Here is a 25,218-nt window from a genome sequence, read left to right as displayed (position 1 = left end):
TGCGGGTTATTGGGCGACGCGGATGCTGTCGCGGTCCTTGTAGCGGGTGGTGTCTGAAATGATGAGGCGGTCGCCGGCGCGCGCGCCGGACAGGATCTCCACGGCCTTGCCGTCGCTGGCGCCGATGTTGAGCGTGGTCTTGCGGGCCATGCCGTCGCGCACCACGAAGATGTCCTGCGGGCCGCGGCCGTTGAAGGCCGGGCCGTAGTCGGCCAGCAGCGTGCGCTGCTTTTGTTCGGTGACGATGTTGACCTCCACCCGCAGCTTGTTGCGCAGCATAGGGTGGCTGGGTTGGTTGAGCGTGACCAGCAGCTTGACGGTGCCGTTCTGGATCTCCGGCAGGATGGTCTGCACCACGCCGTCCAGCCGCACATTGCCCTGCTCGACGCGCACCGCCTGGCCGGCGTTGAGCGCGCGGGCGTGGAAGTCCGACAGCGAGGCCTCGACCTTGTAGTTGCTCAGCTCGGAGACCTTGGCCACCAGCTGGCCGGTGGCCAGGCTGGCGCCCTCGTCGGCCAGCAGCCAGGTCAGCATGCCGGCGAACGGCGCGCGCACCTGGGTTTGCGCCAGCAGCTCCTGTTGCTGCTGCAGTTGTTTTTGCAGGATGTTCTTTTGCAGCCGCGCGCCTTCGATGCTGGAGGAGGTGACGCGCTGGCTGTCGTCGATCTGTTCGTGCTGCTGGCGCAGCTGGATCTCGGTGCGCTTGACGTTCAGTTCGGCCGTCAGCAAGTCCTCGGCAGAGACGCCGCCGGCCTTGCGCAGCGTCTGGTAGCGGCCCAGCTTGACGCGGGTGGCCTGCAGGTCCAGCTCCAGCAGCTCGATGGCGCTGACGATCTGCTTGCGTTTCTGCGCCAGTTCCAGCGTCAGCGCGAGGATGCGGTTTTCCTGCTGGGCCAGTTGTTCCTTGATGCTGTCCATCGCCAGCACGATGGTGCGGTTGTCCAGCTCCAGCAGCAGCTCGCCGGCCTTGACCTGCTGGCCCAGCTTGGCGTGGACCTTGGCGACGTGGGTCTGGATCGGGCTGGAGACCAGCTCCTCGTGCACCGGGATGACGATGCCGGAGGCGTTGATGGTGTTGGCGATGTTGCCGACGCGGACTTCGGCCAGCACCACGCTGGCGGCGTCGACGCTGGGGCTGACCACGCGGTTGATGCCCCACGCGGCCGCGCACAGCGAGGCCAGCACGGCGGCCACCACCAGCGCGGTCTTGCGCCTGCGGCGGGAAAGGATATCGGGGTTGAGCGCCTGGTCCATGAGATGCGATAGTGAGCTAGAGTTGTGCTCTCTATTGCAATAGCCGTGCCACATGGCGCCGATGCCCGCAGAGCCAGCAAAATCAAGGCCCCGGCGCGATCGGGCATGCCGCGTGCGGCGGGCGCGCTTGCCCGCCTTCGTTCAACACCGTCCGGAAACGGACACCCCCTAGAAGCGATACCTGAGGTTGAGCGCTGCGCTGCGCGGGGCCGCGTAGGTGATCGCGCCATACGCGGCGAACATGCCGAAGTGCTGCTTGTCGAACGCATTGTTGATGTTGAGCTGCGCCGACCATAGCCGGTTGATGTCGTAGCGCGCCATCAGGTTCACCAGCGCGTAGGCCGGCTGCTCGATCCGGCCTCCGCTGCCGGCCGGCGCGTTCGGATCGGCCGTGTAGCCGCGGCCTTCCCAGTTGACGCCGCCGCCCAGCGTCAGCGCCTTCCAGTCGCCCGGCAACTGCCAGGTGGTGAACAGGCGCAGCAGCTTGCGCGGGTAGACGCTGTTGATGTCGGCGCCGGCCGCGTCCTCGGCGTGGAAGCGCGTGTAGCCCAGGCTGGCGTTCCAGCCCTTGGCCAACTGGCCGGCCACCTCGAACTCCACGCCGTGGCTGGTGGCGCCGGTGGCCGCGCGGTACCAGGCCTCCGGCGCCAGTGGGCCGGCGCCGTCGCGGTCGACCAGGCCGGCTTCCTGGCCCAGCTTGTCCTGCTTGATGCGGAACAGCGCCAGCGAGGCGTTCAGCCGGCCTTCGAAGAACTCGCCCTTGATGCCGGCCTCGGCGCTCTTGCCTTCGATCGGGTCCAGCGTCCTGCCGCTGAAGTCCTTCAGGTTCTGCGGCTGAAAGATGCTGGTGTAGCTGGCGTAGGCCGAGTAGCTGTCGTTGATGTCGTAGACCAGGCCGGCGTACGGCGTCAGCTGGCGGTCGTGCTTGAGCTGGTACGGCGCGGCGTACAGGCCGTGGCCGGTCTTGTCGTAGTCGCTCAGGCGGGCGCCGGCGATCAGCTTGAGCGGATCGGCCAGCGAGAAGCGCGCCACGCCGTACACGGCCTGCTGCGTGGTGACGCTGCTTTCGTAGAAGGTGGAGGCGCCCCAGGCCGGTTCGGGATAGCTGCCGTTCCAGCGGTTGAAGTCGCCCACGTCCGGCACGCCGCCGGGGCCGAAGTCGGCGGCGCGGCTGTCGGCGTTGAACTGCTGTTTCGAGTGCATATAGCCGAACGCCGCCTCGTGCTTGCGCCCGCCCAGCGCGAACGGGCCGCTGGCGTGCAGGCCGAAGTCGTCCTGCTTGGTGTGGGTCTGGTAGGAGCCGGCGAACGCGCCCATGCCGGCGCCGGTCGCGCGGTCGGGGATGCCCGACAGGTAGAGCAGGTAGGAATCGGCCTTGCGGTCGCCGTGGCTGTAGCTGGCGCGCAGCTTCCAGCCGTTGTCGAATTCGTGGTCGAGGTTGGTGAAGAAGTTGCCGTATTCCGTGCCCCAGCGGGTCCAGCCGGCGGCCGAGGTCTTCGAGCGGTCCCAGCCGGTGCGGCCGCCGTCGCTGTACCAGTAGGGCAGGCCGCCCCACATCGGACCCTTGGGATCGGTCTTCTGGTAGCTGTAGCCGGCCGACAGCACGGTCTTGCGGCCCAGGTCCGCCTCCAGCGTGCCGTACAGGGTGCGGCTGTTCTTCTCCATCAGATGGATCCAGCTGTCGCCGGCCTGGTATTCGCCGACCACGCGGGCGCGCACGCTGCCGGCCTGGTTCAGCGCGGTGGAGACGTCGGCCATCGCGCGCCGTTCGTTCCAGCTGCCGATGCCGATCTCGGCCGTGCCGGTCAACTCCTTGCTGGCGGCGCGCTTGCGCACCAGGTTGATGGCGGCGGACGGATTGCCGGCGCCCGTCATCAGGCCGGTGGCGCCGCGCACCACCTCGACGCGGTCGTAGGTGGCCAGGCTGCCCAGCACTTCGCCCGAGCTCCACGGCTGGTCCCAGGTGGTGGGGATGCCGTCGATCTGCAGGTTGTCGATGTCGAAGCCGCGCGCGGTGAAGCCGGCGCGGTTGGTTTCGTATTGGTTGACCGAGACGCCGGTGACGTTGTTGACCACGTCCGTCACCGTCAGCAAGCCCTGGTCCTCGATGCGCTGCTGGGTCACCACCGAGACCGATTGCGGCGTGTCGCGCAGCGCCATGCCCAGGGGCAGGGCGGTGTTGGCCTTGCCGGTGGTGTAGGAGCCGGTGCCTTCGGTGGTGGCGCCCAGGCTCTCGCCGTGGATTTCAATGCGCGGCAGGACCGCCGTGGCCGCCTCCGCCGCGATCTGTGCCTGTGCCGCCAACGGCGCCGCCATGCCCATCAGGACCGCCAGCCGGTCCAAGTTATGCTTTTTCATTCTTATCCCACAATCAAGGCGAGAATGTGGCTGGCGGCGGCAGGCTTCTCAGTTAAATATTTGAATGATAACCATTCTCATTTGATTGTGTCAAGGCGCTTGCTCATGCCGGTGTAGGCCAGGCTCCGGCCGTCGATGCGGAACAGGTCGGCGATTTCGCCGGTTTGTTCGAAGCCGTTGCGGCGGTACAGCGCGATCGCCGGCGCGTTCACGGACAGCACTTGCAGGTCGATCCAGTCCAGCCGCGCCGATGCGCGCGCCCAGTGCGCGGCGTGTTCGATCAGGCGGCCGCCCAGGCCCAGGCGGCGGAAGGCGCGGTCCACGCCCATGCCCAGCAGGCAGCGGTGGGTGGCATGGCGTTCGGGATGGGCGCGCAGGTCGACGTGGCCGGCGATGCGGCCGTCGTCCGCGCGCGCTACCCAGACGCGGCGCCAGCCGGGGGCGTCCAGCGGTGTGCTCATGCCGGTTTGGAAGGCGTCGGCCTTGTCGGCGGGGAAGCGCGATTCGTCGCGCGGCAGCGGCTGGAAGTAGGCGGTGTCGCCCCGGCCGTTGTCGGACAGGTGGTCGTTGAGGTAGCGGAGAAAATCGCCGAAGTCCGCAGGCTCCAGCAGGTCGATAGGCAAATGGCTCATCGGCCGATTGTAGCTGGCGGACGCGCGGTGCGCCAGCGCGCCTCCGGTCAGGCGGCCTCGCGGTGGCCCAGCGCCAGCCGCGACGGCTTGCGCGGATTCAGGCGGGACACCGGCGCCGCGCGGCGGTCGTCGGCCAGCTTGAACACGCCCACCAGCTGCACCAGCTGATGCGCCTGGTCCTGCTGCGCCTCGGCCGCTGCGGCCGCCTGCTCGACCAGCGCGGCGTTCTGCTGCGTCACCGCGTCCATCTCGGCGATGGCCTGGTTGATCTGCTCGATGCCGGCTTCCTGCTCGTGGCTGGCGATGCTGATCTCGCCCATGATCTCGGTGACGGACTTGACGGCGGCGACGATCCTCTCCATCGTCGCGCCGGCCTCGCCGACCAGCTCGGTGCCGGTGGCGACCTTGCCGACCGAGTCGTCGATCAGCGCCTTGATTTCCCTTGGCCGCCGCCGCCGAGCGGTGCGCCAGCGTGCGCACCTCGGTGGCCACGACCGCGAAGCCGCGCCCCTGTTCGCCGGCGCGCGCCGCCTCCACGGCCGCGTTCAGCGCCAGGATGTTGGTCTGGAACGCGATGCCGTCGATCACGCTGATGATGTCGACGATCTTCCTGGCCGACTCGTTGATCTCGCCCATGGTGTGGACCACGTCGGCCACCACCGCGCCGCCGGCCAGGGCGGTCTGCGAGGCTGCCGCAGCCAGCGTGTTGGCCTGGCGCGCGCTTTCGGTGTTCTGCTTGACGGTGGCGGTCAGCTCCTCCATCGACGAGGCGGTCTCCTCCAGCGAGCCGGCCTGCTGCTCGGTGCGCGAGGACAGGTCGAGGTTGCCGGCGGCGATCTCGGTGGCGGCCGTGACGATGGAATCGGCGCCGCCGCGCACCTGGCCGACGATCTTGGCCAGGCTGTCGCGCATGGCCGCGATCGCGAACAGCAGGCTGCGCTGGTCGCCGTCGCGGGTGGCGATGGGCACGGCCAGGTCGCCGGCCGCGATCTGGCTGGCGATGCCGGCCACGTAGTCCGGCTCGCCGCCGAGCTGGCCCAGCAGCTGGCGCGAGATCAGCATGGCGCCCGCGACGCCGGCCGCCAGCGACAGCAGGCCCATCACGATGGCCAGGTTGCGCGCCTGGACGTAGGTGGCGTCGGCCTTGACGCGGCTCGTTTCCATCACCGCGCTCTGGTGCGCGATCAGCGCGTCGAGGCTGTTCATATACGTCGTCTGCAGCTCGCGCATCGGCCCCAGCATGTAGTCGACGGCGCCGTCGATGTCGCCGGCGCTGCGCTTGCGCATCACCTCGTCGAGCGCGGCCTCGTAGGGCGTGCGCGCGGCCTGCAGCGCGGCCAGCATCTGGCGTCCGGTCTCGGACTTGACCAGGCCGGCCAGCTTCTGCGTGACGGCCTCGACATCCTTGCGCTTGTCGGCGATCACCGCCAGTTCCTTGGCGGCCTTGGCGTCGTCGCGGATCAGCAGGGCGTTGCGTAGCGCGCGGGCGATCCGGTTGCTGTGGTTCATCAGGGTCTGCGCCTGCGCGACCTTGGTGTAGCTTTCGGTGACGATGGCGTCGGTGCCGTCGTTGAGCGTGCCGAGGCTGACGATGTTTTGCACGCTGGCGATGGTCAGCATCAGCAGGATGGCGCCGAAGCCCAGCCCCAGCCGGGTGCCGACTTTGAGATTCTTGAGGTTCATATTGTTTATTCCGTTTCTCGTGAAAACGTGCGTCCCCGCTGGGCGGGGCTGGACGCGTTGGCGGGGGCATGGCCAGGGAAGGCTGGCGTCCGCGGGGATGGGGCGGATCGGCCGTGCGTCAGGTTGTGGGCCGTTAATATACATTAAGATTTATTCCAGAGCAATTAATTGCATCGGGGCCGGGGGCGTCATGCTATGATCGAAAATCCCGATTTCTTGCGAAATACGCTACCCATGGCCCATCGATTACTCCGCTGGCTGTGTGCCGGTTGCTTGATGTTGGCGCTGACCGGTACGGTGTCGGCGCAGCAGACCAGTTACACCTTCGGCGTGGTGCCGCAGGAGTCGCCCTCGCAGATGGCCGCCAACTGGACCCCGGTGCTGATGGCCTTGTCCGAGCAGGCCGGCGTCCGGATCACCTTCGCCACCGCGCCCGACGTTCCCACCTTCGAGCGCCGCCTGGCGGCGGGCGAATACGATTTCGCCTACATGAACCCCTATCACTTCGTGGTCTACAACGCCCGGCCCGGCTACCACGCGCTGGCGCGCGCCAAGGGCGAGCGTCTGCGCGGCCTGGTGGTGGTGCGCAAGGACAGCCCGCTGCGCGAGCTGAAGCAGCTGGCCGGGACCACGCTGGCCTTCCCCACGCCGGCCGCGTTCGGCGCGAGCCTGCTGGTGCAGGCCGAGCTGCGGCGCCAGGGCGTGCCGTTCAAGGCCGCCTTCGTCAAGTCGCACAACTCGGTGTACCGCGACGTGGTGCAGGGCCTGTATCCGGCCGGCGGCGGCGTGCCGCGTACGCTGGACCTGCTGGACCGCCGCCTGTCGCGCGAGCTGCGCGTGTTGTGGACCAGTCCGCCTTTCACCACGCACGCCATCGCCACCCGTCCGCAGCTGGACCCGGCCGTGCGCGAGCGCGTGCTGGCGGCGATGAAGCGGATGAACGGCGACCCGGCGCAGCTCAAGCTGCTGGCCGGGATCGGCTTCGACGGCTTCGAGCCGGCCCAGGACCAGGACTGGGACGACGTGCGCCGGCTGGCGATCTCGCCGGCCGACGCCAGGATCCAGGAATAGGCCATGCGGCTGGCCCTGAGCTTCCGCGCCAAGACCATCCTCGGCATCGCGCTGATCGAGCTGCTGTTGCTGGGCGTGCTGGTGTTCAGCGTGCTGCATTTTTTGCGCGAGTCCAACGAGCAGCAGGTGCTGCGCCACGCGCGCGTGACGGCCGAGACCTTCGCCGCCATGTCGCGCGACGCGGTGATCAGCCACGACCTGGAGGGCCTGCAATCGTTCGCGCGCCAGCTCAGCGGCACCGAGGGCACGCTGTACGCGCAGGTGCTCGACGCCGACCAGCGCGTGCTGGTGGAGGCGGGCCGGCCGGAGGCGCTGGCCAGGCCCTTCGTGCCGCACGCGTCGTTGTCCGAGGCGGCCGACGGCATGTTCGCCGTCAGCAGCCCGGTGGCGGTGGCCGGCGTCACCTATGGCAGCGTGCGGATCGGGCTCGATGTCGCCAGCCTGGAGCGGACGCTGGCGGCGGCCCAGCGCTGGAGCCTGGGCCTGGCCGCGCTGGAGATGGCGATGGTGGCCTTGTTCTCGCTGCTGCTGGGGCGCTACCTGATCCGCCAGATCGCGCAGTTCACGCACGGCGCGCAGATGATCGCGGCCGGCCAGCTGGGCGGCCAGCTGGAGGTGGTGGGCGACGATGAGATCGCCCAGGCCACGCGCGCCTTCAACCACATGTCGCAGGCGATCCGGCAGGGACACGAGACGCTGGAGGCGCGCGTGCGCGAGCGCACCGAGGAGCTCTCGCGCGAGCGCGACGCGGTGCTGGTCGAGCGCAACCGGGCCGAGACCGCCACGCGCGTCAAGAGCCAGTTCCTGGCCACCATGAGCCACGAGATCCGCACGCCGATGAATGGCATCCTCGGCATGCAGCACCTGCTGCGGCTCACGGAGCTGAGCCCGCAGCAGCGCGACTACGTCGACAAGACCTACGCGGCAGCCCATTCGCTGTTGGGCATCCTCAACGACATCCTGGATTTCTCCAAGGTCGAAACCGGCAACCTGGTGCTGGAGCGGGTGCCGTTCAACCTGGAGCAGATGCTGCGCAACCTGGCGCTGATCCTGGGCGCCAGCGTGCAGGACAAGCCGGTCGAAGTGCTGTTCGACCTCGACCCGGCGCTGCCGACCGACGTGCTGGGCGACGCGCTGCGGCTCAACCAGGTGTTGGTGAACCTGGCCGGCAACGCGGTCAAGTTCACCGAGCGCGGTTCGGTGGTGGTGAGCGTGTGCCTGCTGGACGGCGATGACGAGCATGTGCGGCTGCACTTTTCCGTGCGCGACACCGGCATCGGCATCGCGCCCGAGCAGCAGGGCAGCATCTTCGATTCCTTCACGCAGGCCGAGAGCTCGACCACGCGGCGCTTCGGCGGCACCGGCCTCGGCCTGGCCATCAGCCAGCGGCTGGTGCGCCTGATGGGCGGCGAGCTGCGGGTCGAGAGCGCGCCCGGCGAAGGCAGCACGTTCTCGTTCACGCTGTCGTACGGCAGGGCGGCGCAGGGCGCCGCGCGCGGCGCTGCCGTTGAAGGTGCTGGTGGTCGGCGCCGGCGAACAGTCGCGGCAGCTGCTGCTGGCGATGATCGCCGGCTTCGGCGGCCAGGCCGACTGGGTCGCGGACCTGGCCGGCGCGCGCTGCCTGCGCGCCGGGGCCGCCTATGAATTGTTCCTGTTCGACGGCGTGGACAGCTGGGACGGCGTGTTGCGCCTGCGCCGGCAGACGGCGGCGCCGTTCGTCGCGCTGGCCGCGGCCGAGGCCACGCATGCGCTGCATCAGCGCATGCAGCAGGAGGCCGGCGTGCTGGACCTGGTGCTGATGAAGCCGTTGACGCCCGCCATGCTGTACGAGGCGCTGCAACGGGTCGCGCCGCAGGATGGCGCGGTGGACGCGGCACCGCCTGCCGTCGTGCCGGAGGCCGCCGCGTCGGCGGGGCTGCGCCTGGCTGGGCTGAGGCTGCTGCTGGTGGAGGACAACCCGCTCAACCAGCAAGTCGCCTGCGCCTTGCTGCAACTGGAGGGGGCGGAGGTGGACGTGGCCAACAACGGCCGCGAAGGCGTGGACCAGGTGATGAACGGCCCGTTCTACGACGCCGTGTTGATGGATATGCAAATGCCGGTCATGGACGGCAACGAGGCCACGCGCCTGCTGCGCGCGCAGGGCTACCGCAGCCTGCCGATCCTGGCGCTGACCGCCAACGTGCTGGAGGCCGAGCGCGACGAATGCCGCGCCGCCGGCGTCGACGACTTCATCGCCAAGCCGATCGAGTTCGAGGACATGGTCCTCACGGTCGCCAAATATTGCGCGCCGGCGGTCCGCCGGGCCTGAAAAAACGCACCGCTGGGAGCGGTTCCATTCTACACTTGGCGTCCTATTCACTTTGCCAAGGTTGATGGAACATCATGCGCGCCAACTCCTCCCGTCTGGATGTGATCGATGCCCTGCGCGGCTTCGCCATCGTCTCGATCATGCTTCTGCACAACATCGAGCATTTCGATTTCTATTTTCTTCCCGCTGGATTGCCGGCCTGGCTGGTGGCGGTGGACAAGATGATCTGGGACAGCCTGTTCTTCCTGTTCGGCGGCAAGTCGTACGCGATCTTCGCGCTGCTGTTCGGCCTGACGTTCTACATCCAGGATCACAACCGTGAACTGCGCGGCGAGGATTTCCGCGCCCGCTTTGCCTGGCGCATGGTGTTATTGCTGGGATTCGGCTTGTTCAATTCCATGTTTTATCACGGCGACATCCTCAGTATTTATGCCGTATTGGGGCTGGCGCTGATACCGGTGGCGCGCTTGCGCACCGGCGTGGTGTTATGTATCGCCATATTGTTTTTACTATTGCCGCACGCCTGGGTGGAATTCTTTCAGGCGCTGCCTAATCCCGACGAGAAACTCGCCGATCCCGCCTCGTGGGCATATTTTGGCCGTGCCGAAAAATACATGGCGCATGGTTCCGCATTCGACGTCTGGATGGGGAATTTAAGCAACGGGAAAATAGGGGTAATACGCTGGAGCTGGGAAAATGGTCGCATATTCCAGATTCCGGCATTATTCATGCTGGGTATGTTGGCCGGCAGAAAAGGACTTTTTATTCCATCGATTCCGAACAAGACATTCTGGCGTAAAATCCTGCTGATTGCCATGCTGGCGTTTATTCCATTGTATCTGCTGAAAAGCAATCCCGACCTGTGGCATATCGGCGCGGCGGTGCGCCGGCCTTTATTGGTGATCGTGACCTCATGGTCGAACGTGGCGTTCATGGCGGTGCTGGTATCGAGCTTTACGTTGCTGTCTTATGCGGGAAATTGGCTGGGTATATTCTCTCCATTGGGCCGCATGAGTTTGACCAGTTATGTGGTGCAATCCATCGTCGGCACGTCGATTTATTATGGCTTCGGCCTGGGGATGTATCAATACACCGGCGCCAGTTTCGCGCTGGCGATCGGGCTGACGCTGGCGGTGCTGCAACGGCAGTTCAGCGTCTGGTGGCTGCGCCGGCACAAGCAGGGGCCGCTTGAAACGCTGTGGCACAAAGCCACCTGGATCGGCGCCCAGAGCGAAGCCATGCCAAATATTGGCGCGAATATACCAAAAAACAGCTTGTGAAGGGCGAACGGCGGCGATGGCCGCCAATCGCTTTATTCGTCGTCGGGAGCGATCCATTGAATGCGGCCATGGCCGGCCTCATTCAATCGGCTGACCAATGGCGCGGCTGCGCTGTCGGGGAGGCTGAATTCGAATTGCACGTGGTCGGAATGCGCGACATTATCGAGACTGGCGCCGGCCAGTTCAATTTCGCGGCGTATCATGCCTTCCATCGCATAAGGCGCGGTGCAGATAAGATAATGCAGCTTGATAATCGCGATTTTCTCGGATTTTAATAATGCCTGGGCCACGCTGTCGGTATAAGCGCGCACCAAACCGCCGGCGCCCAATTTAACGCCGCCAAAATATCGGACCACGGTGGCTAATACGCCTTCCAGATCCTGGTGGCGTAATACATCGAGCATGGGACGGCCGGCGGTGCCACTCGGTTCGCCGTCGTCGACCGCAGCCGATTGGCCGCCGGCTAATAACGCCCAGCATACGTGGGCGGCGCCCGGATGTTGCGCCCATAATTCAGCCACCACTTTTTGCGCGGCGCTCCGGTCCGTCATGGGCTGAACGCAGGCGATAAAGCGGCTTTTTTTAATCAGCAATTCGTGGTGAACGGCTGTGGCGATGGAGAAGGGCATGGCGGGATTTCTGGCACGGCGGCGGTGTAAACCGGGCTATGGTGCCAGAAATCCGGAGGAAAGACAAAAACGCGCTTAGCGGTTGCTGATTTTGAGGCCGTCGCTGTCGGTGAAGTTACCGAGAACGACGATAATAAAATCGATCAGCGCCCAGATGCCGAAGCCGCCGAATGTGAACAACATTAACAGGCCGGTGCCGATCTTGCCGACGTAGAAGCGGTGCACGCCCAATACGCCCAGGAAGAAGCACAGCAATACGGTGACGACGTAATCCTTGTCCGAACGCGGACCGGAGGCGGCGCTGGCATGTTGCGGCGCGCCGCAATGCGGGCAAGTTGGTGCTGTCTCGTGAATTTCTTTACCGCAACCGCGGCAGAATACCATGCCCATGTTTTCCCTTTTGTTTTCTGATTGTTGTTGTAGGCTGATTGCCTAGGCGGAATATTATAGGTGGGGGCCGGGCTTAGCTTTCTCACCAACTGTAACGATCTGCTAAAATTTCAGCCTACCTACCCGAGTATCGCATATGAGCAATTCCTCCCCAGCACCGCATCACTCCGCCACAGACAGCGATCAGGGGGAGGACGACGACCTGATGCACCGGCTGGGCCTGAGCGCCCGGGGCGTCGTGCTGGCGCGGCAGGAGGGCCGCGTGTTCCTGCGCTTGAGCGGGGTGGTGTCGTACAACGGCTTGCAGGTCGCCTACGACTTGGTGCCGGCGCAGGGCGTGCTGGCCAAGGCGTCCAAATGGCGCAAGATGGACGCCGATACCCGTTCCCAGCTGCTGCTGGAGCGTGCCAGCGACGCCGTCGGCGAAGAGCTGCGCGGCTATGTCGGTGCCTTCGTGCAGGAGATGGCCGACGCCTGCGACGATTGCGGCCTCGATGCGCAACCTTTCCTCGGCGCGCTGGCGGACATGCAGATATCCGAGCCGGCCGGCATCGTCTTCGACCGCATCCGGCAGCGCCTGGAGCACGCCGTCGAGCGCGAGATGGAGGAGCAGCACGCCGAGCGCACCCGCCAGAGCATCAACCTGGCCGAATACCCGGCCTCGTTCGACGTGGCGCGGCGCATGAAGCGGCGTTTCATCGCGTTGCTGGGGCCGACCAATTCCGGCAAGACCCACCAGGCCATCGAGGCGCTGGCCAAGGCGCCCAGCGGCGTCTATCTTGCGCCGCTGCGCCTGCTGGCGCTGGAGAACTACGAACGCTTGCAGGCCATGGAGGCGCACGGCAAGCCGCTGGCCGTCAGTTTGGTGACGGGCGAGGAGCGTCGCCTGGTGCCCGGCGCCACGCACGTGGCCAGCACGGTGGAGATGCTCGACACCCGCACCCCGGTCGACGTGGCGGTGATCGACGAGATCCAGATGCTGGCCGACCGCGACCGTGGCGCCGCTTGGACCGCCGCCGTCTGCGGTGCGCCGGCGCAGGTGGTGTACCTGGTGGGCGCGCCGGAAGCGCGCCGTGCCATCGAAGTGCTGGCGGCGCGGCTGGAGTGCGAGCTGGAGGTCCACGTGCTCAAGCGCAAAGGCCCGTTGTCCGTCGAGCCGACCGCCGTGCGCAAGCTGAGCAATTTGCGGCGGGGCGACGCGGTGATCTGCTTCTCGCGCCGCGAGGTGCTGATGTGGCGCGACATGGTGACCGAGCTGGGCCTGTCGGTGGCCACCGTGTACGGCAACCTGTCGCCGGAGGTGCGGCGCGCGCAGGCCCAGCGCTTCCGCGACGGCGCGGCCGACGTGGTGGTGGGCACCGACGCGATCGCGATGGGCCTGAACATGCCGATCGCGCGCATCGTCATGACCACCTCGGTCAAGTACAACGGCTACGAGGAGGAAGAGATCCCGGCCGCGCTGGCGCGCCAGATCGCCGGCCGGGCGGGGCGCTTCGGCGTGCACGAGGAGGGCCTGGTGGCCGGCTACGACAACGAGACCCACAACGTGGTGCGCTCGCTGCTGAAGGAAAAGCCGGTGCCGCTCAAGACCACCGGCTTCGCCGTGGCGCCGACGCTGGAGCATCTGCACCGGATCTCGTCGGTGACCAACGAGCACGCGCTGGCCAAGCTGTTGAAACGCTTCGTCCACAACATCGACGTGCCGGACGGCTTCTTCTACCCGCGCATCACCGAGGACCAGTTCGAGCGCGCGGCCTGGCTCGACACGCTGGAGCTGACCGTGGCCGAGAAGTTCGCGCTGTCGCTGGTGCCGATCTCGTCCAAGGTGCCGTCGTTGCAGCGCGCTTGGGAGCATTGGGCGACCGCGCTGGCCGCCAAGAAGATCACGCCGATCAAGACCGAGCAGGTGCCGCTGCACTACATGTCGCTGCAGGAGGTGGAGGACGCCTGCCGCATGTATTCGGCCTACGCGTGGCTGGCCTACCGTCAGCCCGAATACTTCCCGGACACCGAGCGCGCCCAGCAGCTGTCGCGCCAGGCGTCCGAGCGCGTGGATGCGATGCTGCAGGACCAGAACTCCGCGCTGCGCAAGCGCCAGCCGAAGAAGTTCCGCCGCTGATGGCGCGCGGCGAAGGCGCCAACGAGCGCATCGACGCGATCGACATCCTGCGCGGCGTGGCGCTGTTCGGCGTGCTGATGGTGAACCTGGTGTCGGAATTCCGTGTCTCGATCTTCCGGCAGTTCCTGCCGCCCGATCCGGCCACCGGCGTGCTCGACGGCTGGGTCGAAACCCTGGTGCGCGCCGGCTTCGAGATGAAGGCCTTCGCGGTGTTTTCCTTGCTGTTCGGCCTGGGGCTGGCGGTGCAGTTCGAGCGGCTGGGCAGGACCGGGCGTCCGCGCTACTGGCTGATGCGGCGGCTGGCCGTGCTGCTGGTGTTCGGGCTGATCCACCTGCTGCTGATCTGGAACGGCGACATCCTGACCGAATACGCGCTGGGCGGCTTGCTGGTGCTGCCGTTGCTGGCGGCCCCGGTGTGGGCGCTGGCGGTCGCGGCGGCGGGCATGTTCGTGCTCTACCTGTTCATCGGCGTGGTGCCGGTCGGGATACCGTGGCCGGAAGCGGGATGGTTCGAGCAGCATGTCGCGCTGGCCAACCAGGTGTTCGCCTCGGGCGGCTTCGCTGAAATACGCCGCTTCAGCCTTGACGAGCTGCCCGTGCTGCTGCCCCTGCACATCTACGTGTTCCCGAGGACGCTGGCCTTGTTCCTGTTGGGCGCGCTGGCGTGGCGGACCGGCGTCGCGCGGCGGCCGGACGAGCATCGGCGCCTGCTGGCCGCCATCGCCGTGGCCGGCGTGGCGGGCGGTGCGGCCTTGTCGATGCTGGATGCGGCCGCAGGCGCGGGCCAGACCCTGCTGGCCGCCGGCTACGCGGCGACCGTGCTGCTGCTGGCGCGGCGCCGCGTGCTGCACGTCTTCGCCCCACTGGGCCGGATGGCGTTCACCAACTACATCGCCCAATCGCTGATTTTCGGGTACATCTTCTTCGGCTACGGGCTGGGACAGTTCGGCCGGCTCGGCGCCGCGCCGGTGTTCCTGCTGGGCCTGGTCGTGTACGCGGCGCAGATGGCGGCGAGCGCCTGGTGGCTGCGGCATTACCGCTACGGTCCGCTGGAGTGGCTGTGGCGCACGCTGATGTACGGCGCCGTGCAGCCCATGCGCGTCGCGTTGCTCGAAAAGGATTAATTCAAAAAGGTAAAGGCGATTTTGATCGAGATCAAAGGATTTTCAGGCGCAGCTGCTTAGCATCAATGCCAGCAAGTCCCTTACCGGATCATATTGTTTTTTCTTTTTGAAGAGGCCTGACAATGCTGGACAAAAATAGTCGAAAGTGGAGCAACCTGGTCGCCAGAAACGTCGGGAGCCTGTCATGAGCAAAATGATGAAGGCTGCGGTGGTGCGGGCATTCGGCCAGCCGCTGGTGATCGAGGACGTCGAGGTGCCGACGCCGGGAGCCGGGCAGATCCTGGTCAAGATCGAGGCTTGCGGCGTGTGCCATACCGACTTGCACGCCGCCCACGGCGACTGGCCGGTCAAGCCCGCGCCGCCGTTCATTCCCGGTCACGAGGGTGTGGGCTACGTGGTCGAGGTCGGGGCCGGCGTCAAGCATGTCAAGAGCGGCGACCGGGTCGGCATTCCATGGCTGTACTCGGCCTGCGGACATTGCCCGCATTGCCTCGGCGGCTGGGAGACCCTGTGCGAATCGCAGAAGAACACCGGCTATTCGGTGAATGGCGGATTCGCGGAATACGCGCTGGCCGACGCCGACTATGTCGGCCACTTGCCGAAGGAGATAGGCTTCGTCGAGATCGCCCCCATCCTGTGCGCCGGCGTCACGGTCTACAAGGGCTTGAAGATGACCGATACCAAACCCGGCGACTGGGTGGTGATCTCGGGGATTGGCGGGCTCGGCCACATGGCGGTCCAATACGCCTGCGCGATGGGACTGAAGGTGGTGGCGGTCGATATCGACGACAGCAAACTGGCGCTGGCCCGCCGCCTGGGCGCGGTGCTGGCGATCAACGCGAAGACGGCGGACCCGGCGGCCGTGATCAAAAAAGAGATCGGCGGCGCGCACGGGGTGCTGGTGACCGCCGTCTCGCCGATCGCCTTCTCGCAAGCGCTGGGCATGGTGCGGCGCGGCGGCACGGTGTCGTTGAATGGCCTGCCGCCCGGGGACTTCCCGCTGCCGATCTTCGACATGGTGTTGAACGGCATCACCGTGCGCGGATCGATCGTCGGCACGCGGCTTGATTTGCAGGAGTCGCTGATGTTCGCCGCCGAGGGCAAGGTCAAGGCGACCGTCTCCACGGACAGCCTGGACAATATCAACCATGTGTTCGACCGGATGCTTCAAGGCGATATCGAAGGCCGCATCGTGCTTGACTTCGCGTCGAAAACGCATTGATACCACCTGATTTACCCTAAACGCGCGCCAACCGGATGCCAAGCTCGGCTATCATGGCGGCCGGTTATGCAAGCTGGATGTTTAGGGACGGAATGAATGAGCAAAGTGGGAGGGCCCGCCCCGCCCCCGCCACAATTTGGGTTGATCAGTCTGCTGAAGGCCGGCGCGGCGCAGTTGATTGTGCTGCACCACCTGGCCTTTTACGGACCCATGTCCGACCAGGTGCGGCCGCTGTTGCCGGCGCTGATAGCCTGGCTGGGGGGACCTGCGCGCATTGCCGTGCAGGTATTCCTCGTCGTCAGCGGCTTCCTGGTGGCCAAATCGCTGTCGCCGGCCGGCGCGCCCGGGCTGGCCGATCCGCTGGGCGCGATCCGGCGGCGTTACGCCAAGCTGGCGCCGCCGTTCATGGCTGCCACGTTGCTGGCCGCCGTCGCCTCCTCCTGGGCCGGCGACTGGATGACCCACAGTTCGGTCTCCGCGCCGGCCACCCTGAGCCAGCTGAGCGCGCACGCGCTGCTGCTGCATGGCGTGCTGGGCTATCCATCGCTGTCGGCCGGCGCTTGGTACGTCGCCATCGATTTCCAGCTGTATGCCGTCGCGGCCCTGGCGCTGTGGCTGGCGGGCCGCGTGACCGGCGGGCGCGCCATGCCCTGGCTGATGCCGGCCATCACCGCGCTGGGCATCACGGTATCGCTGCTGCATTTCAACCTCGATGCCGACTGGGACAACTGGGCGCCGTATTTCTTCGGCAGCTATGGCCTGGGCATGATGGCGTGGTGGGCCAGCGACCGCCGCCGTGCGCCCGGCGCCGTGGCCTTGCTGCTGGCGATGGCCGTGGTGCCGGCGACGGCGGCGCTGTTTCTGGATTTCCGCAGCCGCGTCGCGCTGGCGCTGGTGGTCGCCTGCCTGTTGTACCTGTTCGGCCGGGCGAGAACGGTGTCGACCGGACGCGCCTGGGCCGTCGTCAACGGCCTGGGGCGGATATCGTACTCGGTGTTCCTGATTCATTTCCCTGTCTGCCTGCTGGTCAACGCGGCGTTCAGCCGCTTTGTGCCGGAAGGGCCGCTGTGGCAGGGCGCGGGCATGCTGCTCGCGTGGGGCGCCAGCCTGCTTGCCGGCGCCGTATTTTTCCGCTGGGTGGAGACGCCGCTGGGACGCGCTGTCCGCCTCGCCGCCGCACCGCGCCGCCCGCGCCCCGGCCTGTCGTCGCCCTCGGTGCTGTCGTGACCGCCACGGTGCCGTCCCGCGTTTCCGGGTGGGCGCGGCCGGCTGGTCGTGCGAAACACCATTGCCGGTCGGCGGTGCCGTAAGCAGGCCGCCGGCGCCGGTCAGAGCTTGACGCTGAACTGCAGCGCCAGGGTGCGCGGCGATACCGGGATATCGAACGGCAGCGCCAGTCCTGGCGCCAGGCTCGGCTCGCGCGCGTCGGCGTCGAACAGGTTGCGCACGGTGGCCGTCACGGTCCAGCCATGCGGCAACTGCCGGGTGAGGGCGGCGTCCACCGTCCGGTAGTCGGCGACCGGGGCGCGCGCGTCGCCGGTTGCGCGGCGCCGGCCCGCCACCCAGTTCAGTTGCGGACTGAACTGCCAGCCGGGGCCGGGCGTCCAGTCCAGGCGGGTGTTGGCTTGATGGCGCGGCGCGTAGCCCGGATCGCTGTGGGTGATCGTGTCGTGCGCGTTCTGGCGCGCGTAGTTGGCCTGCCAGCGCAGGGACGGGCTCAGGTCCCATGCCAGCTCGATTTCGCCGCCGTTGCCATCCATGCCACCGCTGTTCTGGTAGGTGGCGCCCGGCGCGGGTGCCGGGTTCGGCACCGAACGGATCAGGTCCTTGAGCGTGTAACGGAACAGGCTGAGATTGATGTTCAGGTCGGCGCGCGCCTGCCAGGCCAGCGCGGCCTCCGTGGTGCGGATGGTCTCCGGCCGCACTTGCGGGTTGCCCATGTTGACCGGGTTGATGCCGGTCTGTTCGTTGAAGCTGGGCGAGCGGAAGGCGCGGCCGTGCAGCAGCTTGACCGTGATGTCGAGGTCGGCGTCCCACACCAGCGCCAGGCGCGGGTTGGTGGTGCCGCCGAAGTCGGAATAGTCGTCGTGCCGCATGCCGGCCGTCAGCGCCCAGTCGCGCGCGAACTGCCACTCGTCCTGCGCGTAGACATAGTTGATCTTGCGGCGCTGGGGCCGGATGTGCGGCTGGATCGGGCCGTAGTCGATCACGGCGCCGGTCGGGATCGGGATGCCGGCCGGGCTGATCAGGAAGTTCTTCATGGTCTCGACCCCGTACAGGTAGAGGTCGTCGTGGCCCGCGCCCAGGCGCAGCGCGTGCCCGCTCACGCCGCTGTAGGTGGCGAAGGCCGAGCCGCGCAGATTGCGCTCCCAGCGGCCGGGGCCGCCGATCATGCCGTTCGGGAAAAGGTTGGGACCGATGCGCGCGCCCGCCGGAAACAGCCCCAGGCCGTCCGGCGACTGCTCGGTGAAAAACATATAGCTCAGCGATGCGCCCACGCTCCAGTCGTTGGCGAAGTCGGGCGCGGTCCACGACAGCTCGCTGGCCGCGTAGCCGCTGCGCGCGCGGTGGTCGGGATCGAGGGCGGAATTGACGCCCAGGCCGGTGCCGACATGATCGCGCCACTTCAGGTTGGTGCGCCAGCGCCAGCGCTGCCAGGACAGGTCGAGGCTGCCGTCGTAGGCGTTGTAGCCGGTGTTCATCGGGCCCGGCGCTTTGCTCACGTGGGTGCCGAAGCGGCGGTCGTTGAGGGTCTGCGCATCGGCCTCGATCAGCGTGTCGGCGCCGTCGGTGCGGCCCACTTGCAGGTAGGCCGCGATGGACAGCTGCTCTTGCTTGCGGCCGTATTCCAGCCAGGCGTCGCGCGCGTTGAACGAGCCGGCCCGCGCGCCCACGCGCAGGCCCGGCATTTGCTCCGCCGTCTTGGTGATGATGTTGATGACGCCGGCGAAGGCGTCGGCGCCATACAGCGCCGAGCCGGGGCCGCGGATGATCTCGATGCGCGCCACATTCGTCAGCGGCATGCTGGCCCACATATTGCCCTTGTCGCCGTTGTAGTCGGTGTTCATGCGCAGGCCGTTGAGCAGGACCAGCACCTGGGGATTGGTGACGCCGCCCGCGCCGATGCCGCGAATGATGTAGTTGGGCGCATACATGGTCGCCACGCGCGTGACATGGATGCCTGCCACCGCTTCCAGCACATGGTCCAGGTCGGTCGCCCCCATGGCGGCGATATCCTCGGCCGTCACCACCGAGGCGACCGCCGGCGCGCGGCGCAGCGTCTGGACCGAGCCGGTCGCCAGGCTGATGGCGGAGCGGTCCATGCCGTACAGGGCCAGGTCCTCATCCTCCGGCTGGGCCGCAGCCAGCGACCAGGGGTGCCAGGACGACAAAGCCAAGGCGATCAGCCCGGCGGACCGGAAGTCTGCCATGCACATGCGCGCAGCGCGCGGGGAGGGGAACTGTTTCATATTGAAAGTCGAGCAACAGCAGATGCTCCACAATACACGGCGCTTTGCCCTTTAACAATTGACTGTTGTCAAAGCGCATCAGGCGGCGGAATTCCCTGGCAGGGCGCCCGGGTTGATTTATTTCCTTGTGGAAATTGCAAATATATTTCTTGTACTTATTTGGCGAGGATGATATCTTTCGGCCATGCATTTAGGAAATTTAAATTTCAAAATAGAAATTTCTTATCAACCTTATCAGAACATACAATGAAAACCATCTTTAAAATTGCCTTATTGAGCACCACCCTCGTCGCCGCTGTCGCGCAGGCTGGCAATCCGGGGCCTGGCACGTCCAGCGCGAAGGACGTCAAGCTGGCCGGGGACAATGCGGATAAATATGTCCTGGTCCAGGGCCGCAACATCAACCCCATCCAGTCGACCCAGGGTTTCGACAGCGCCTTCGTGAACGCTTCCGGTACCTCTGCCAAGGGCTGGAGCCTGGCCGAGACGGTCGAATTCAACGATAAGACCGGCAAGCTGGTATTCACTGACATTGCACCGACCGACGGCCTGACCTTCTCCTTCACGGAGGCGGCCAGCCACACCAGCGGTACCTGGACGATCACCAACACCAGCGCGACCAAGAACACCACGCTGGACCTGGCCTTGTCCTTCCACGCTGGCAATAATGTCGGCAGCTTCCTGTTTAACGACCAGGCCATCCTGGCCGGCCAGAAGCTGACCGGCAGCTGGGCCATCAACTGGCTCAACAACGCAGGGAACTCGAACAGCATTCCCGGCTTCTCGAACGTCGGTTTCTACACCGGCCAACGGAGCTACGCCACCACTCCCGTCCCCGAGCCGGAAACCTACGGCATGCTGCTGGCCGGCCTGGGCCTGATCGGCTTCATCGCACGCCGCCGCCGCGCCAAATAAGCGCAGCGCGCCAAATCAAACGCCAGCTTCCTGCTGGCGTTTTTTTTTTGCGCGCTTATTGCCGCCCCTGATCCGCTTCCCGGATGAAGTCGATGAAGGCGCGAAGTGGTTCCGGGACCAGCCGGCGCCCCGGGTAGTAAAGGAAGGGCCCGGAGAACGCCAGCCACCACGGTTCCAGCACCGGCACCAGCGCACCGCTGTCGAGGTGGGGGCGCAGCCAGTCCTCGAACAGATACACGATGCCGCTGCCGCCGATGGCCGCCTCCACCAACAGGTCGGCGATCGCGCCGCCTTGCACATGCAGAGGGCCTTCGGCGTCGATCTGCACGGTCTCGTCGTCGCGGGTGAATTCCCATGGCGGCATGGCCCGTCCGGCGAAGCGCAGGCGCAGGCAGTCGTGCTGCAGCAGGTCGCGCGGGTGGCCGGGGCGTCCGCGCCGGTCGAGGTAGGAGGGCGCGGCGGCCGCGGCAAAGCGCTGGATGCGTGGGCCGATGGGCACTGCGATCATGTCCTGTTCCAGGCGCTCGTCATAGCGGATGCCGGCGTCGCAGCCGGCCTCCAGCACGTTGACGAAATTATCGTCGGCGGTGATGTCGAGCCGGATCTCGGGATAGGCGGCCAGGAAGCGCGAGACGATGGCCGGCAGGATCAGGCGCGCCCCGCTGATGGGGACGTTGAGCTTGAGCGTGCCTGAAGGGCGGCCACGGTAATCGTTGACGGCATCGAGCGCGGCTTCCACCTCCGTCAGCGCGGCGCCGAGGCGGGTCCGCAAGCGCTCGCCCGCCTCGGTGGTGGCGACGCTGCGGGTGGTGCGGTGGAGCAGCCGCACGCCCACTTGCGCTTCCAGCCGGCGCACCGCCTCGCTCAGTCCCGATGCGCTGAGCCCGCTGGCACGGGCGCCTTCGCGGAAGCCTTTGGCATTGGCGACGGCGAGAAACGCGGTGAGGTCGGCGAGGTCGATTTTCATTGTGCGGAATTTCGTACGGGTTGTCCTGATTATACCTACTTATCGAACGCCGGCTGCGCGTCTACACTGGCCTCTGTTCAAACAGGAGGAACTCAAATGCACCAGTCTTTCACCACTTTCAAACTCGGCAGCCGCACGGTCAAGCGGGTGGGCTACGGCGCCATGCAGCTCGCCGGGCCGCACGTCTTCGGCCCGCCGGCCGACCGCGCCGGCGCGTTGGCCGTGCTGCGGGCGGCTGTCGAAAACGGTATAAATCATATCGACACCAGCGACTTCTATGGCCCCCACGTCACCAATCAGTTGATACGCGAAGCGCTCCATCCTTATCGCGACGACCTGGTCATCACCACCAAGATCGGCGCGCGGCGCGGCGCGGATGCCTCCTGGCTGCCGGCCAGCTCGGCTGGTGAATTGAGGCAGGCGGTACACGACAACTTGCGCAACCTGGGGCTGGATGTGCTGGACGTGGTGAACCTGCGCGTGATGATCGATCCGATGCAGCCGGCCGAGGGCTCGATCGAGGAGCCGCTGAGCGCGCTGGCCGAGCTGCGGCGCCAAGGCCTGGTGCGCGAGATCGGCTTGAGCAACGTCACGGCGGCGCAGGTGGCGCAAGGGCGGGGGATGTGCGAGATCGTCTGCGTGCAGAATCACTACAACCTGGTGCATCGTCAGGACGACGCGATGATCGATGCGCTGGCGAAGGATGGCATCGCCTACGTGCCGTTCTTTCCGCTGGGTGGATTTTCGCCGTTGCAGTCGGCGACGCTGTCGGCCGTCGCCGCGCGCTTGCAGGCGCAGCCCAATCAGGTGGCGCTGGCGTGGCTGCTGCGCCGCTCGCCGAATATCCTGTTGATTCCGGGGACGTCGTCGCTGGCGCATTTGCGCGAGAATATCGCGGCTGGTTTGTTTGTGCTGCCTGATGACGCGGTGGCTGAGCTGGATCGCATGGCACCGCATGTGACAAACGGGTGGTAGCAGGTCAGGCGGCTACGCTGTTTCCCGTAGCCGGATTTCGACGTGCAGGCCTGCTTTAGCGGCCATATTCACCAGCGCATCGATTCCGAACAGATTGATCTTGCCGCGCATTAGATCGGACACGCGAGGCTGAGTGATGCCAAAGATCCTGGCAGCCTCGCTTTGGCTCAATCCGGATTTGGTGATGTAGCTTTTCAGCTGCATCATCAGCTGAGAACGGACCTTCATGTTCTCGGCTTCTTCGGGCGCATCTTCAATTGCGTCCCAGACGCTTGTAAAACGATTGGCGGTCATTTTCCCAACTCCCTCTTCAAATCACGGTAGCGTTTCCCGGCCAGATCAATATCGGGCTTACTGGTTTGCTCGGTTTTCTTCTGAAAACAGTGCAGCACATAGATGGCATCGTCGAACTTTGCTACATAAATCACCCTGAATGCCCCAGTTTCATCTCGAATGCGTATTTCCTTGGCACCCGGTCCGATAGCGGTTGCCATCGGCTTCCAGTCATCCGGCTCCTTCCCGTTCTGCACGAGGTCAATCTGGTGGCCTGCTTCACGCCGGGCTAAGGTCGGGAAGGCGCGTAAATCATCCAGGGAACTGCCACGAAACTCCACAGGCTTGGAAGCAAATTTCGTCGCATTCGCCATAATATGGTTATACAAGATTTTGTATGTTTCTGCAAACGGTGAGCAGGTGGCTGGACCGCTATACGGCTCGCCGAATCACCAACTGCAAACGATGGCGATGTCGCGCTCGCCTGGCTGAGTGCCGGTATAGGTCACGGTGCATTGGCTGGTCTTGTCATCGATTTTTCTGGACAGGATGACGTCGTTATTTCCGGCGCCGTAGTTACAGGCTATCCATTTTCCGCCTGGCGCCGGTCCGTCGTTCAAGTCTTGCCAGCTGACCTGTTTCTTATTCTTTTGCTGTTTGATTTCGTCTGGCTTGAGTATCGCCATTTTGGAAGGTGGGCCGTTCATCATCGCCACCGAGGATAGCCGCAATGCGGTAGGCACAAACGCCGTCCAGCCGCTTGACGGATGGACGACTTGAAGCGCATCTTGGGGGAGTTGAGCAGGACACTCAATGTTGTGCTCTGCCGCGAGGGCCGGCGTCGCTGCAAGCACGGGAATAGTTGCGAGCAGTAGTTTGTAGCTGGATATTCGCATTGCTTCGTCTACCTCGTTTCGATAACGTAAAAAGCATCCGCATTGTCGCTTGCTCTATACCAGGTGCCGTTCTTGCTTTGAGGCTGATGAAGGGAAGGAATATAGCGAGCGGAAATTGTTTTCTTTGTTGTGTCGTCTTTCCATTGATCGATCACCCCAAAGCCATCTCCTGGTGGGCCTGGGCGCAAGTAGAGCGCAGCATGATTACCTTTGGGGCGACCAGGATAGCGGCCATTTTCAAAAGTCGCTATAGCGGTCCCAGGTCGAATGCTCTTATTGTCCAAGACCTTTTCTCCCGGTCGCCATGCCAGATGATTTGGAGCGTGGGCGTAGTGTTGAACCAAGGCGACGCAGTCTTTTGTTCCTACCTTGGTCGCGCCTTCCAGCGATGCGGCTTTGGGATAAATGAAGTTCATTATAGGCTCCTGACAAAGGGGAAAATTGATTGTCGGAGCTACCGGAGCGCAGTGGATTGTGATGTCTCAAACCCGAGGGGGGAAAGTAACCTCACGAGTTTGCCCTATGGCCCGCGGTAGGCGCCAAGTGGACGGCACGGCAGCGAGAAGTCCACATGATAGTGTTCATCGTGCCTGACCCACGGCGTGGTTTTCATGAAGGGCAGGGTGGTGCGCAGATCGCGTCCGCGCGATGTCTGGAACAGCCGCGCCGCGAGTTCTTTTTGGAAGATCACCCGTTCGATTTTCACATGGCGTTTTTCTGCCGCGTCGGCCAACTGGTGCAGATGCTCCGCGATGGCATCAAAGTCGATATGCAGGTCACCCAGCACGCCGTTCGAGTCAAATTCAAGACCATAGCCAAACTTGTTCAGCGCATTCGACGGCAGCAGCGTCGGCTGGTTGTTGCTGTCGAGGACCGGGACCATGAAATCGACCGATAGCCCAGCCTGATGAGTGTGATGCGGCTTGATTTGCCCGCCGTTGACCAGCCCTGTTTCGCCGTACATGAAGCGCTTGTCTGGCGCGGCCTGGTACACGGCGTCGTAAGCGGCGACCACGATATCGCGGATGCTCTGATGCACATAGGTCCGGCCCAGCGCGACGCCGACGCTGCTGTAGGGAACAAAGTTCTTGCCCTGCGCGGGAAGCTGCACTCCGTCTTGCAGGCGGCCGTTCGCCGGCGTGCCGTAGCACGTGCTGGCATTGGCCAGCGCCAGCGGCAGCGCAAACAGCACCGTGGCTTTCAGGATTTGGTGCCTGAGCCACAGGCAGGATCGAATGGCCAAGGCACCGGTGTGCGGCACCTCGTTAGATGTTTGCGTTCTAGCTCGCTTCGTCACGGAAGTCAGGTTGTTATACATGAGAAGCTGTCCCGGCGTGGTAGTGGGGTTAAAGCCTGCGTCCGCGCTGTCGTCTCGGACTGCGCTGAAATCCCGCTCGCGCTTTCCGGCTGTGGCTTGCCTTCAATTCGGAGGCGCCTGAAGAATTCGAGTTTTCGGTCGGTGAGGAAGGCAATGCGATAGCCACGCCATTCCACAGCCGCGTCCAGCACGGCTCCCGTCACGATCGGCCCGGTGGGCTTGGCGTCCGGCAGTAGCTCGGAAGTTACCAACGCCGCATCCGTGTAAGGCGTCGCCAGCCTTGTCGCGAATTCCGATGTCGAAAGTAATCTCACGAGATTGCTCTACCATATAA

General features: G+C 65.3%; 22 protein-coding genes and 2 pseudogenes. 10 read left to right on the top strand and 14 right to left on the bottom strand.

Annotated features, from left to right (window positions below; translation table 11 throughout):
- Window positions 1-6: 6 nt before the first annotated feature.
- From HUX88_RS28170 to HUX88_RS33050, 5 genes and pseudogenes are all read right to left on the bottom strand, one after another.
- The gene (locus tag HUX88_RS28170; protein ID WP_176363903.1) at window positions 7-1,254 is read right to left on the bottom strand and encodes an efflux RND transporter periplasmic adaptor subunit; all 1,248 of its coding nucleotides are present in this window, start codon (window positions 1,252-1,254) and stop codon (window positions 7-9) included.
- A gap of 168 nt (window positions 1,255-1,422) precedes the next feature.
- Window positions 1,423-3,612, bottom strand: coding sequence for a TonB-dependent siderophore receptor (locus HUX88_RS28165; RefSeq protein WP_176363902.1), 2,190 nt, complete (start codon window positions 3,610-3,612; stop codon window positions 1,423-1,425).
- A 77-nt stretch (window positions 3,613-3,689) separates the two neighbouring features.
- Window positions 3,690-4,031 (bottom strand): annotated as a pseudogene (locus tag HUX88_RS28160) (N-acetyltransferase family protein); the annotation flags it as partial.
- A gap of 260 nt (window positions 4,032-4,291) precedes the next feature.
- Entirely contained in the window at window positions 4,292-4,630 is a 339-nt protein-coding gene (locus tag HUX88_RS33055; RefSeq protein WP_301549500.1) for a methyl-accepting chemotaxis protein, read from the bottom strand.
- Between the two features lie 115 nt (window positions 4,631-4,745).
- Window positions 4,746-5,864, bottom strand: a pseudogene (locus tag HUX88_RS33050) (methyl-accepting chemotaxis protein); the annotation flags it as partial.
- Between the two features lie 339 nt (window positions 5,865-6,203).
- Here HUX88_RS33050 and HUX88_RS28150 point away from each other — a divergent pair.
- From HUX88_RS28150 to HUX88_RS28140, 4 genes are all read left to right on the top strand, one after another.
- Window positions 6,204-6,998: a phosphate/phosphite/phosphonate ABC transporter substrate-binding protein gene (locus HUX88_RS28150; protein WP_117015268.1), complete on the top strand. Its 795-nt coding sequence runs from the start codon at window positions 6,204-6,206 to the stop codon at window positions 6,996-6,998.
- A 3-nt stretch (window positions 6,999-7,001) separates the two neighbouring features.
- Window positions 7,002-8,642, top strand: coding sequence for an ATP-binding protein (locus tag HUX88_RS28145; RefSeq protein ID WP_229219593.1), 1,641 nt, complete (start codon window positions 7,002-7,004; stop codon window positions 8,640-8,642).
- Window positions 8,560-9,306, top strand: coding sequence for a response regulator (locus HUX88_RS32825; protein WP_308937157.1), 747 nt, complete (start codon window positions 8,560-8,562; stop codon window positions 9,304-9,306). Before HUX88_RS28145 ends, HUX88_RS32825 begins: the two co-directional genes overlap by 83 nt.
- Window positions 9,307-9,380: 74 nt before the next feature.
- On the top strand, window positions 9,381-10,586 hold the full coding sequence (locus HUX88_RS28140) for a DUF418 domain-containing protein (protein WP_176363900.1): 1,206 nt from the start codon (window positions 9,381-9,383) through the stop codon (window positions 10,584-10,586).
- A 32-nt stretch (window positions 10,587-10,618) separates the two neighbouring features.
- Here HUX88_RS28140 and HUX88_RS28135 read toward each other — a convergent pair whose 3' ends face one another.
- Both HUX88_RS28135 and HUX88_RS28130 read right to left on the bottom strand, forming a co-directional pair.
- Window positions 10,619-11,215, bottom strand: a complete 597-nt coding sequence (locus tag HUX88_RS28135) for a YigZ family protein (RefSeq protein WP_176363899.1) — start codon at window positions 11,213-11,215, stop codon at window positions 10,619-10,621.
- Between the two features lie 75 nt (window positions 11,216-11,290).
- The gene (locus HUX88_RS28130; RefSeq protein WP_117015264.1) at window positions 11,291-11,605 is read right to left on the bottom strand and encodes a TM2 domain-containing protein; all 315 of its coding nucleotides are present in this window, start codon (window positions 11,603-11,605) and stop codon (window positions 11,291-11,293) included.
- A gap of 136 nt (window positions 11,606-11,741) precedes the next feature.
- Here HUX88_RS28130 and HUX88_RS28125 point away from each other — a divergent pair, with 136 nt between their 5' ends.
- From HUX88_RS28125 to HUX88_RS28110, 4 genes are all read left to right on the top strand, one after another.
- Complete coding sequence (locus tag HUX88_RS28125) at window positions 11,742-13,724, top strand: helicase-related protein (RefSeq protein WP_176363898.1); 1,983 nt, start codon at window positions 11,742-11,744, stop codon at window positions 13,722-13,724.
- Complete coding sequence (locus tag HUX88_RS28120; protein WP_176363897.1) at window positions 13,724-14,848, top strand: DUF418 domain-containing protein; 1,125 nt, start codon at window positions 13,724-13,726, stop codon at window positions 14,846-14,848. Before HUX88_RS28125 ends, HUX88_RS28120 begins: the two co-directional genes overlap by 1 nt.
- A 184-nt stretch (window positions 14,849-15,032) precedes the next feature.
- Window positions 15,033-16,070 (top strand): alcohol dehydrogenase AdhP, encoded by a 1,038-nt coding sequence (gene adhP, locus HUX88_RS28115; protein ID WP_117015261.1) that lies wholly within the window; start codon window positions 15,033-15,035, stop codon window positions 16,068-16,070.
- A gap of 96 nt (window positions 16,071-16,166) precedes the next feature.
- Window positions 16,167-17,297 (top strand): acyltransferase, encoded by a 1,131-nt coding sequence (locus tag HUX88_RS28110; protein ID WP_176363896.1) that lies wholly within the window; start codon window positions 16,167-16,169, stop codon window positions 17,295-17,297.
- 101 nt (window positions 17,298-17,398) lie between these two features.
- On the opposite strand, the gene HUX88_RS28105 is transcribed toward HUX88_RS28110, so the two are convergent.
- Window positions 17,399-19,501, bottom strand: a complete 2,103-nt coding sequence (locus HUX88_RS28105) for a TonB-dependent siderophore receptor (RefSeq protein ID WP_176363895.1) — start codon at window positions 19,499-19,501, stop codon at window positions 17,399-17,401.
- A gap of 312 nt (window positions 19,502-19,813) precedes the next feature.
- On the opposite strand from HUX88_RS28105, the gene HUX88_RS31950 reads away from it, so the two are divergent.
- Window positions 19,814-20,455, top strand: a complete 642-nt coding sequence (locus HUX88_RS31950; RefSeq protein WP_229213582.1) for an FxDxF family PEP-CTERM protein — start codon at window positions 19,814-19,816, stop codon at window positions 20,453-20,455.
- A 55-nt stretch (window positions 20,456-20,510) separates the two neighbouring features.
- Here the strand turns inward: HUX88_RS31950 and HUX88_RS28095 are convergent, their stop codons facing one another.
- Entirely contained in the window at window positions 20,511-21,422 is a 912-nt protein-coding gene (locus HUX88_RS28095) for a LysR family transcriptional regulator (RefSeq protein WP_176363894.1), read from the bottom strand.
- A gap of 96 nt (window positions 21,423-21,518) precedes the next feature.
- On the opposite strand from HUX88_RS28095, the gene HUX88_RS28090 reads away from it, so the two are divergent.
- The gene (locus HUX88_RS28090; RefSeq protein ID WP_176363893.1) at window positions 21,519-22,397 is read left to right on the top strand and encodes an aldo/keto reductase family oxidoreductase; all 879 of its coding nucleotides are present in this window, start codon (window positions 21,519-21,521) and stop codon (window positions 22,395-22,397) included.
- A gap of 12 nt (window positions 22,398-22,409) precedes the next feature.
- Here the strand turns inward: HUX88_RS28090 and HUX88_RS28085 are convergent, their stop codons facing one another.
- The 5 genes from HUX88_RS28085 to HUX88_RS28065 all read right to left on the bottom strand — a co-directional run bounded on the left by HUX88_RS28085 (window position 22,410) and on the right by HUX88_RS28065 (window position 24,809).
- On the bottom strand, window positions 22,410-22,691 hold the full coding sequence (locus HUX88_RS28085; RefSeq protein WP_117015257.1) for a helix-turn-helix domain-containing protein: 282 nt from the start codon (window positions 22,689-22,691) through the stop codon (window positions 22,410-22,412).
- On the bottom strand, window positions 22,688-23,044 hold the full coding sequence (locus HUX88_RS28080) for a type II toxin-antitoxin system RelE/ParE family toxin (RefSeq protein WP_117015256.1): 357 nt from the start codon (window positions 23,042-23,044) through the stop codon (window positions 22,688-22,690). Before HUX88_RS28080 ends, HUX88_RS28085 begins: the two co-directional genes overlap by 4 nt.
- 75 nt (window positions 23,045-23,119) lie before the next feature.
- On the bottom strand, window positions 23,120-23,566 hold the full coding sequence (locus HUX88_RS28075; protein ID WP_176363892.1) for an STY0301 family protein: 447 nt from the start codon (window positions 23,564-23,566) through the stop codon (window positions 23,120-23,122).
- An 8-nt stretch (window positions 23,567-23,574) separates the two neighbouring features.
- Window positions 23,575-23,982: a BPSL0067 family protein gene (locus HUX88_RS28070; RefSeq protein WP_176363891.1), complete on the bottom strand. Its 408-nt coding sequence runs from the start codon at window positions 23,980-23,982 to the stop codon at window positions 23,575-23,577.
- A gap of 104 nt (window positions 23,983-24,086) precedes the next feature.
- Entirely contained in the window at window positions 24,087-24,809 is a 723-nt protein-coding gene (locus tag HUX88_RS28065; protein WP_229219592.1) for a penicillin-insensitive murein endopeptidase, read from the bottom strand.
- Window positions 24,810-25,218 lie beyond the last annotated feature (409 nt).

It is taken from the genome of Duganella sp. BJB1802 (genome assembly GCF_013369445.1).
Classification (GTDB): Bacteria; Pseudomonadota; Gammaproteobacteria; order Burkholderiales; family Burkholderiaceae_D; genus Rugamonas; species Rugamonas vulcania_A.
The sequence above is the reverse complement of the archived record's forward strand: the minus strand, read 5'-3'. Positions and strand labels throughout refer to the sequence as shown.

Coding starts and splice junctions, on each gene's coding strand:
- HUX88_RS28105 (WP_176363895.1), bottom strand. CDS start 19,501: ATGGCAGACTTCCGGTCCGCCGGGCTGATCGCCTTGGCTTTGTCGTCC.
- HUX88_RS32825 (WP_308937157.1), top strand. CDS start 8,560: ATGATCGCCGGCTTCGGCGGCCAGGCCGACTGGGTCGCGGACCTGGCC.
- adhP (WP_117015261.1), top strand. CDS start 15,033: ATGAGCAAAATGATGAAGGCTGCGGTGGTGCGGGCATTCGGCCAGCCG.
- HUX88_RS28170 (WP_176363903.1), bottom strand. CDS start 1,254: ATGGACCAGGCGCTCAACCCCGATATCCTTTCCCGCCGCAGGCGCAAG.
- HUX88_RS28135 (WP_176363899.1), bottom strand. CDS start 11,215: ATGCCCTTCTCCATCGCCACAGCCGTTCACCACGAATTGCTGATTAAA.
- HUX88_RS28125 (WP_176363898.1), top strand. CDS start 11,742: ATGAGCAATTCCTCCCCAGCACCGCATCACTCCGCCACAGACAGCGAT.
- HUX88_RS28080 (WP_117015256.1), bottom strand. CDS start 23,044: ATGGCGAATGCGACGAAATTTGCTTCCAAGCCTGTGGAGTTTCGTGGC.
- HUX88_RS28070 (WP_176363891.1), bottom strand. CDS start 23,982: ATGAACTTCATTTATCCCAAAGCCGCATCGCTGGAAGGCGCGACCAAG.
- HUX88_RS28120 (WP_176363897.1), top strand. CDS start 13,724: ATGGCGCGCGGCGAAGGCGCCAACGAGCGCATCGACGCGATCGACATC.
- HUX88_RS28165 (WP_176363902.1), bottom strand. CDS start 3,612: ATGAAAAAGCATAACTTGGACCGGCTGGCGGTCCTGATGGGCATGGCG.
- HUX88_RS28145 (WP_229219593.1), top strand. CDS start 7,002: ATGCGGCTGGCCCTGAGCTTCCGCGCCAAGACCATCCTCGGCATCGCG.
- HUX88_RS28150 (WP_117015268.1), top strand. CDS start 6,204: ATGTTGGCGCTGACCGGTACGGTGTCGGCGCAGCAGACCAGTTACACC.
- HUX88_RS28090 (WP_176363893.1), top strand. CDS start 21,519: ATGCACCAGTCTTTCACCACTTTCAAACTCGGCAGCCGCACGGTCAAG.
- HUX88_RS28075 (WP_176363892.1), bottom strand. CDS start 23,566: ATGCGAATATCCAGCTACAAACTACTGCTCGCAACTATTCCCGTGCTT.
- HUX88_RS28130 (WP_117015264.1), bottom strand. CDS start 11,605: ATGGGCATGGTATTCTGCCGCGGTTGCGGTAAAGAAATTCACGAGACA.
- HUX88_RS28140 (WP_176363900.1), top strand. CDS start 9,381: ATGCGCGCCAACTCCTCCCGTCTGGATGTGATCGATGCCCTGCGCGGC.
- HUX88_RS28085 (WP_117015257.1), bottom strand. CDS start 22,691: ATGACCGCCAATCGTTTTACAAGCGTCTGGGACGCAATTGAAGATGCG.
- HUX88_RS28110 (WP_176363896.1), top strand. CDS start 16,167: ATGAGCAAAGTGGGAGGGCCCGCCCCGCCCCCGCCACAATTTGGGTTG.
- HUX88_RS28095 (WP_176363894.1), bottom strand. CDS start 21,422: ATGAAAATCGACCTCGCCGACCTCACCGCGTTTCTCGCCGTCGCCAAT.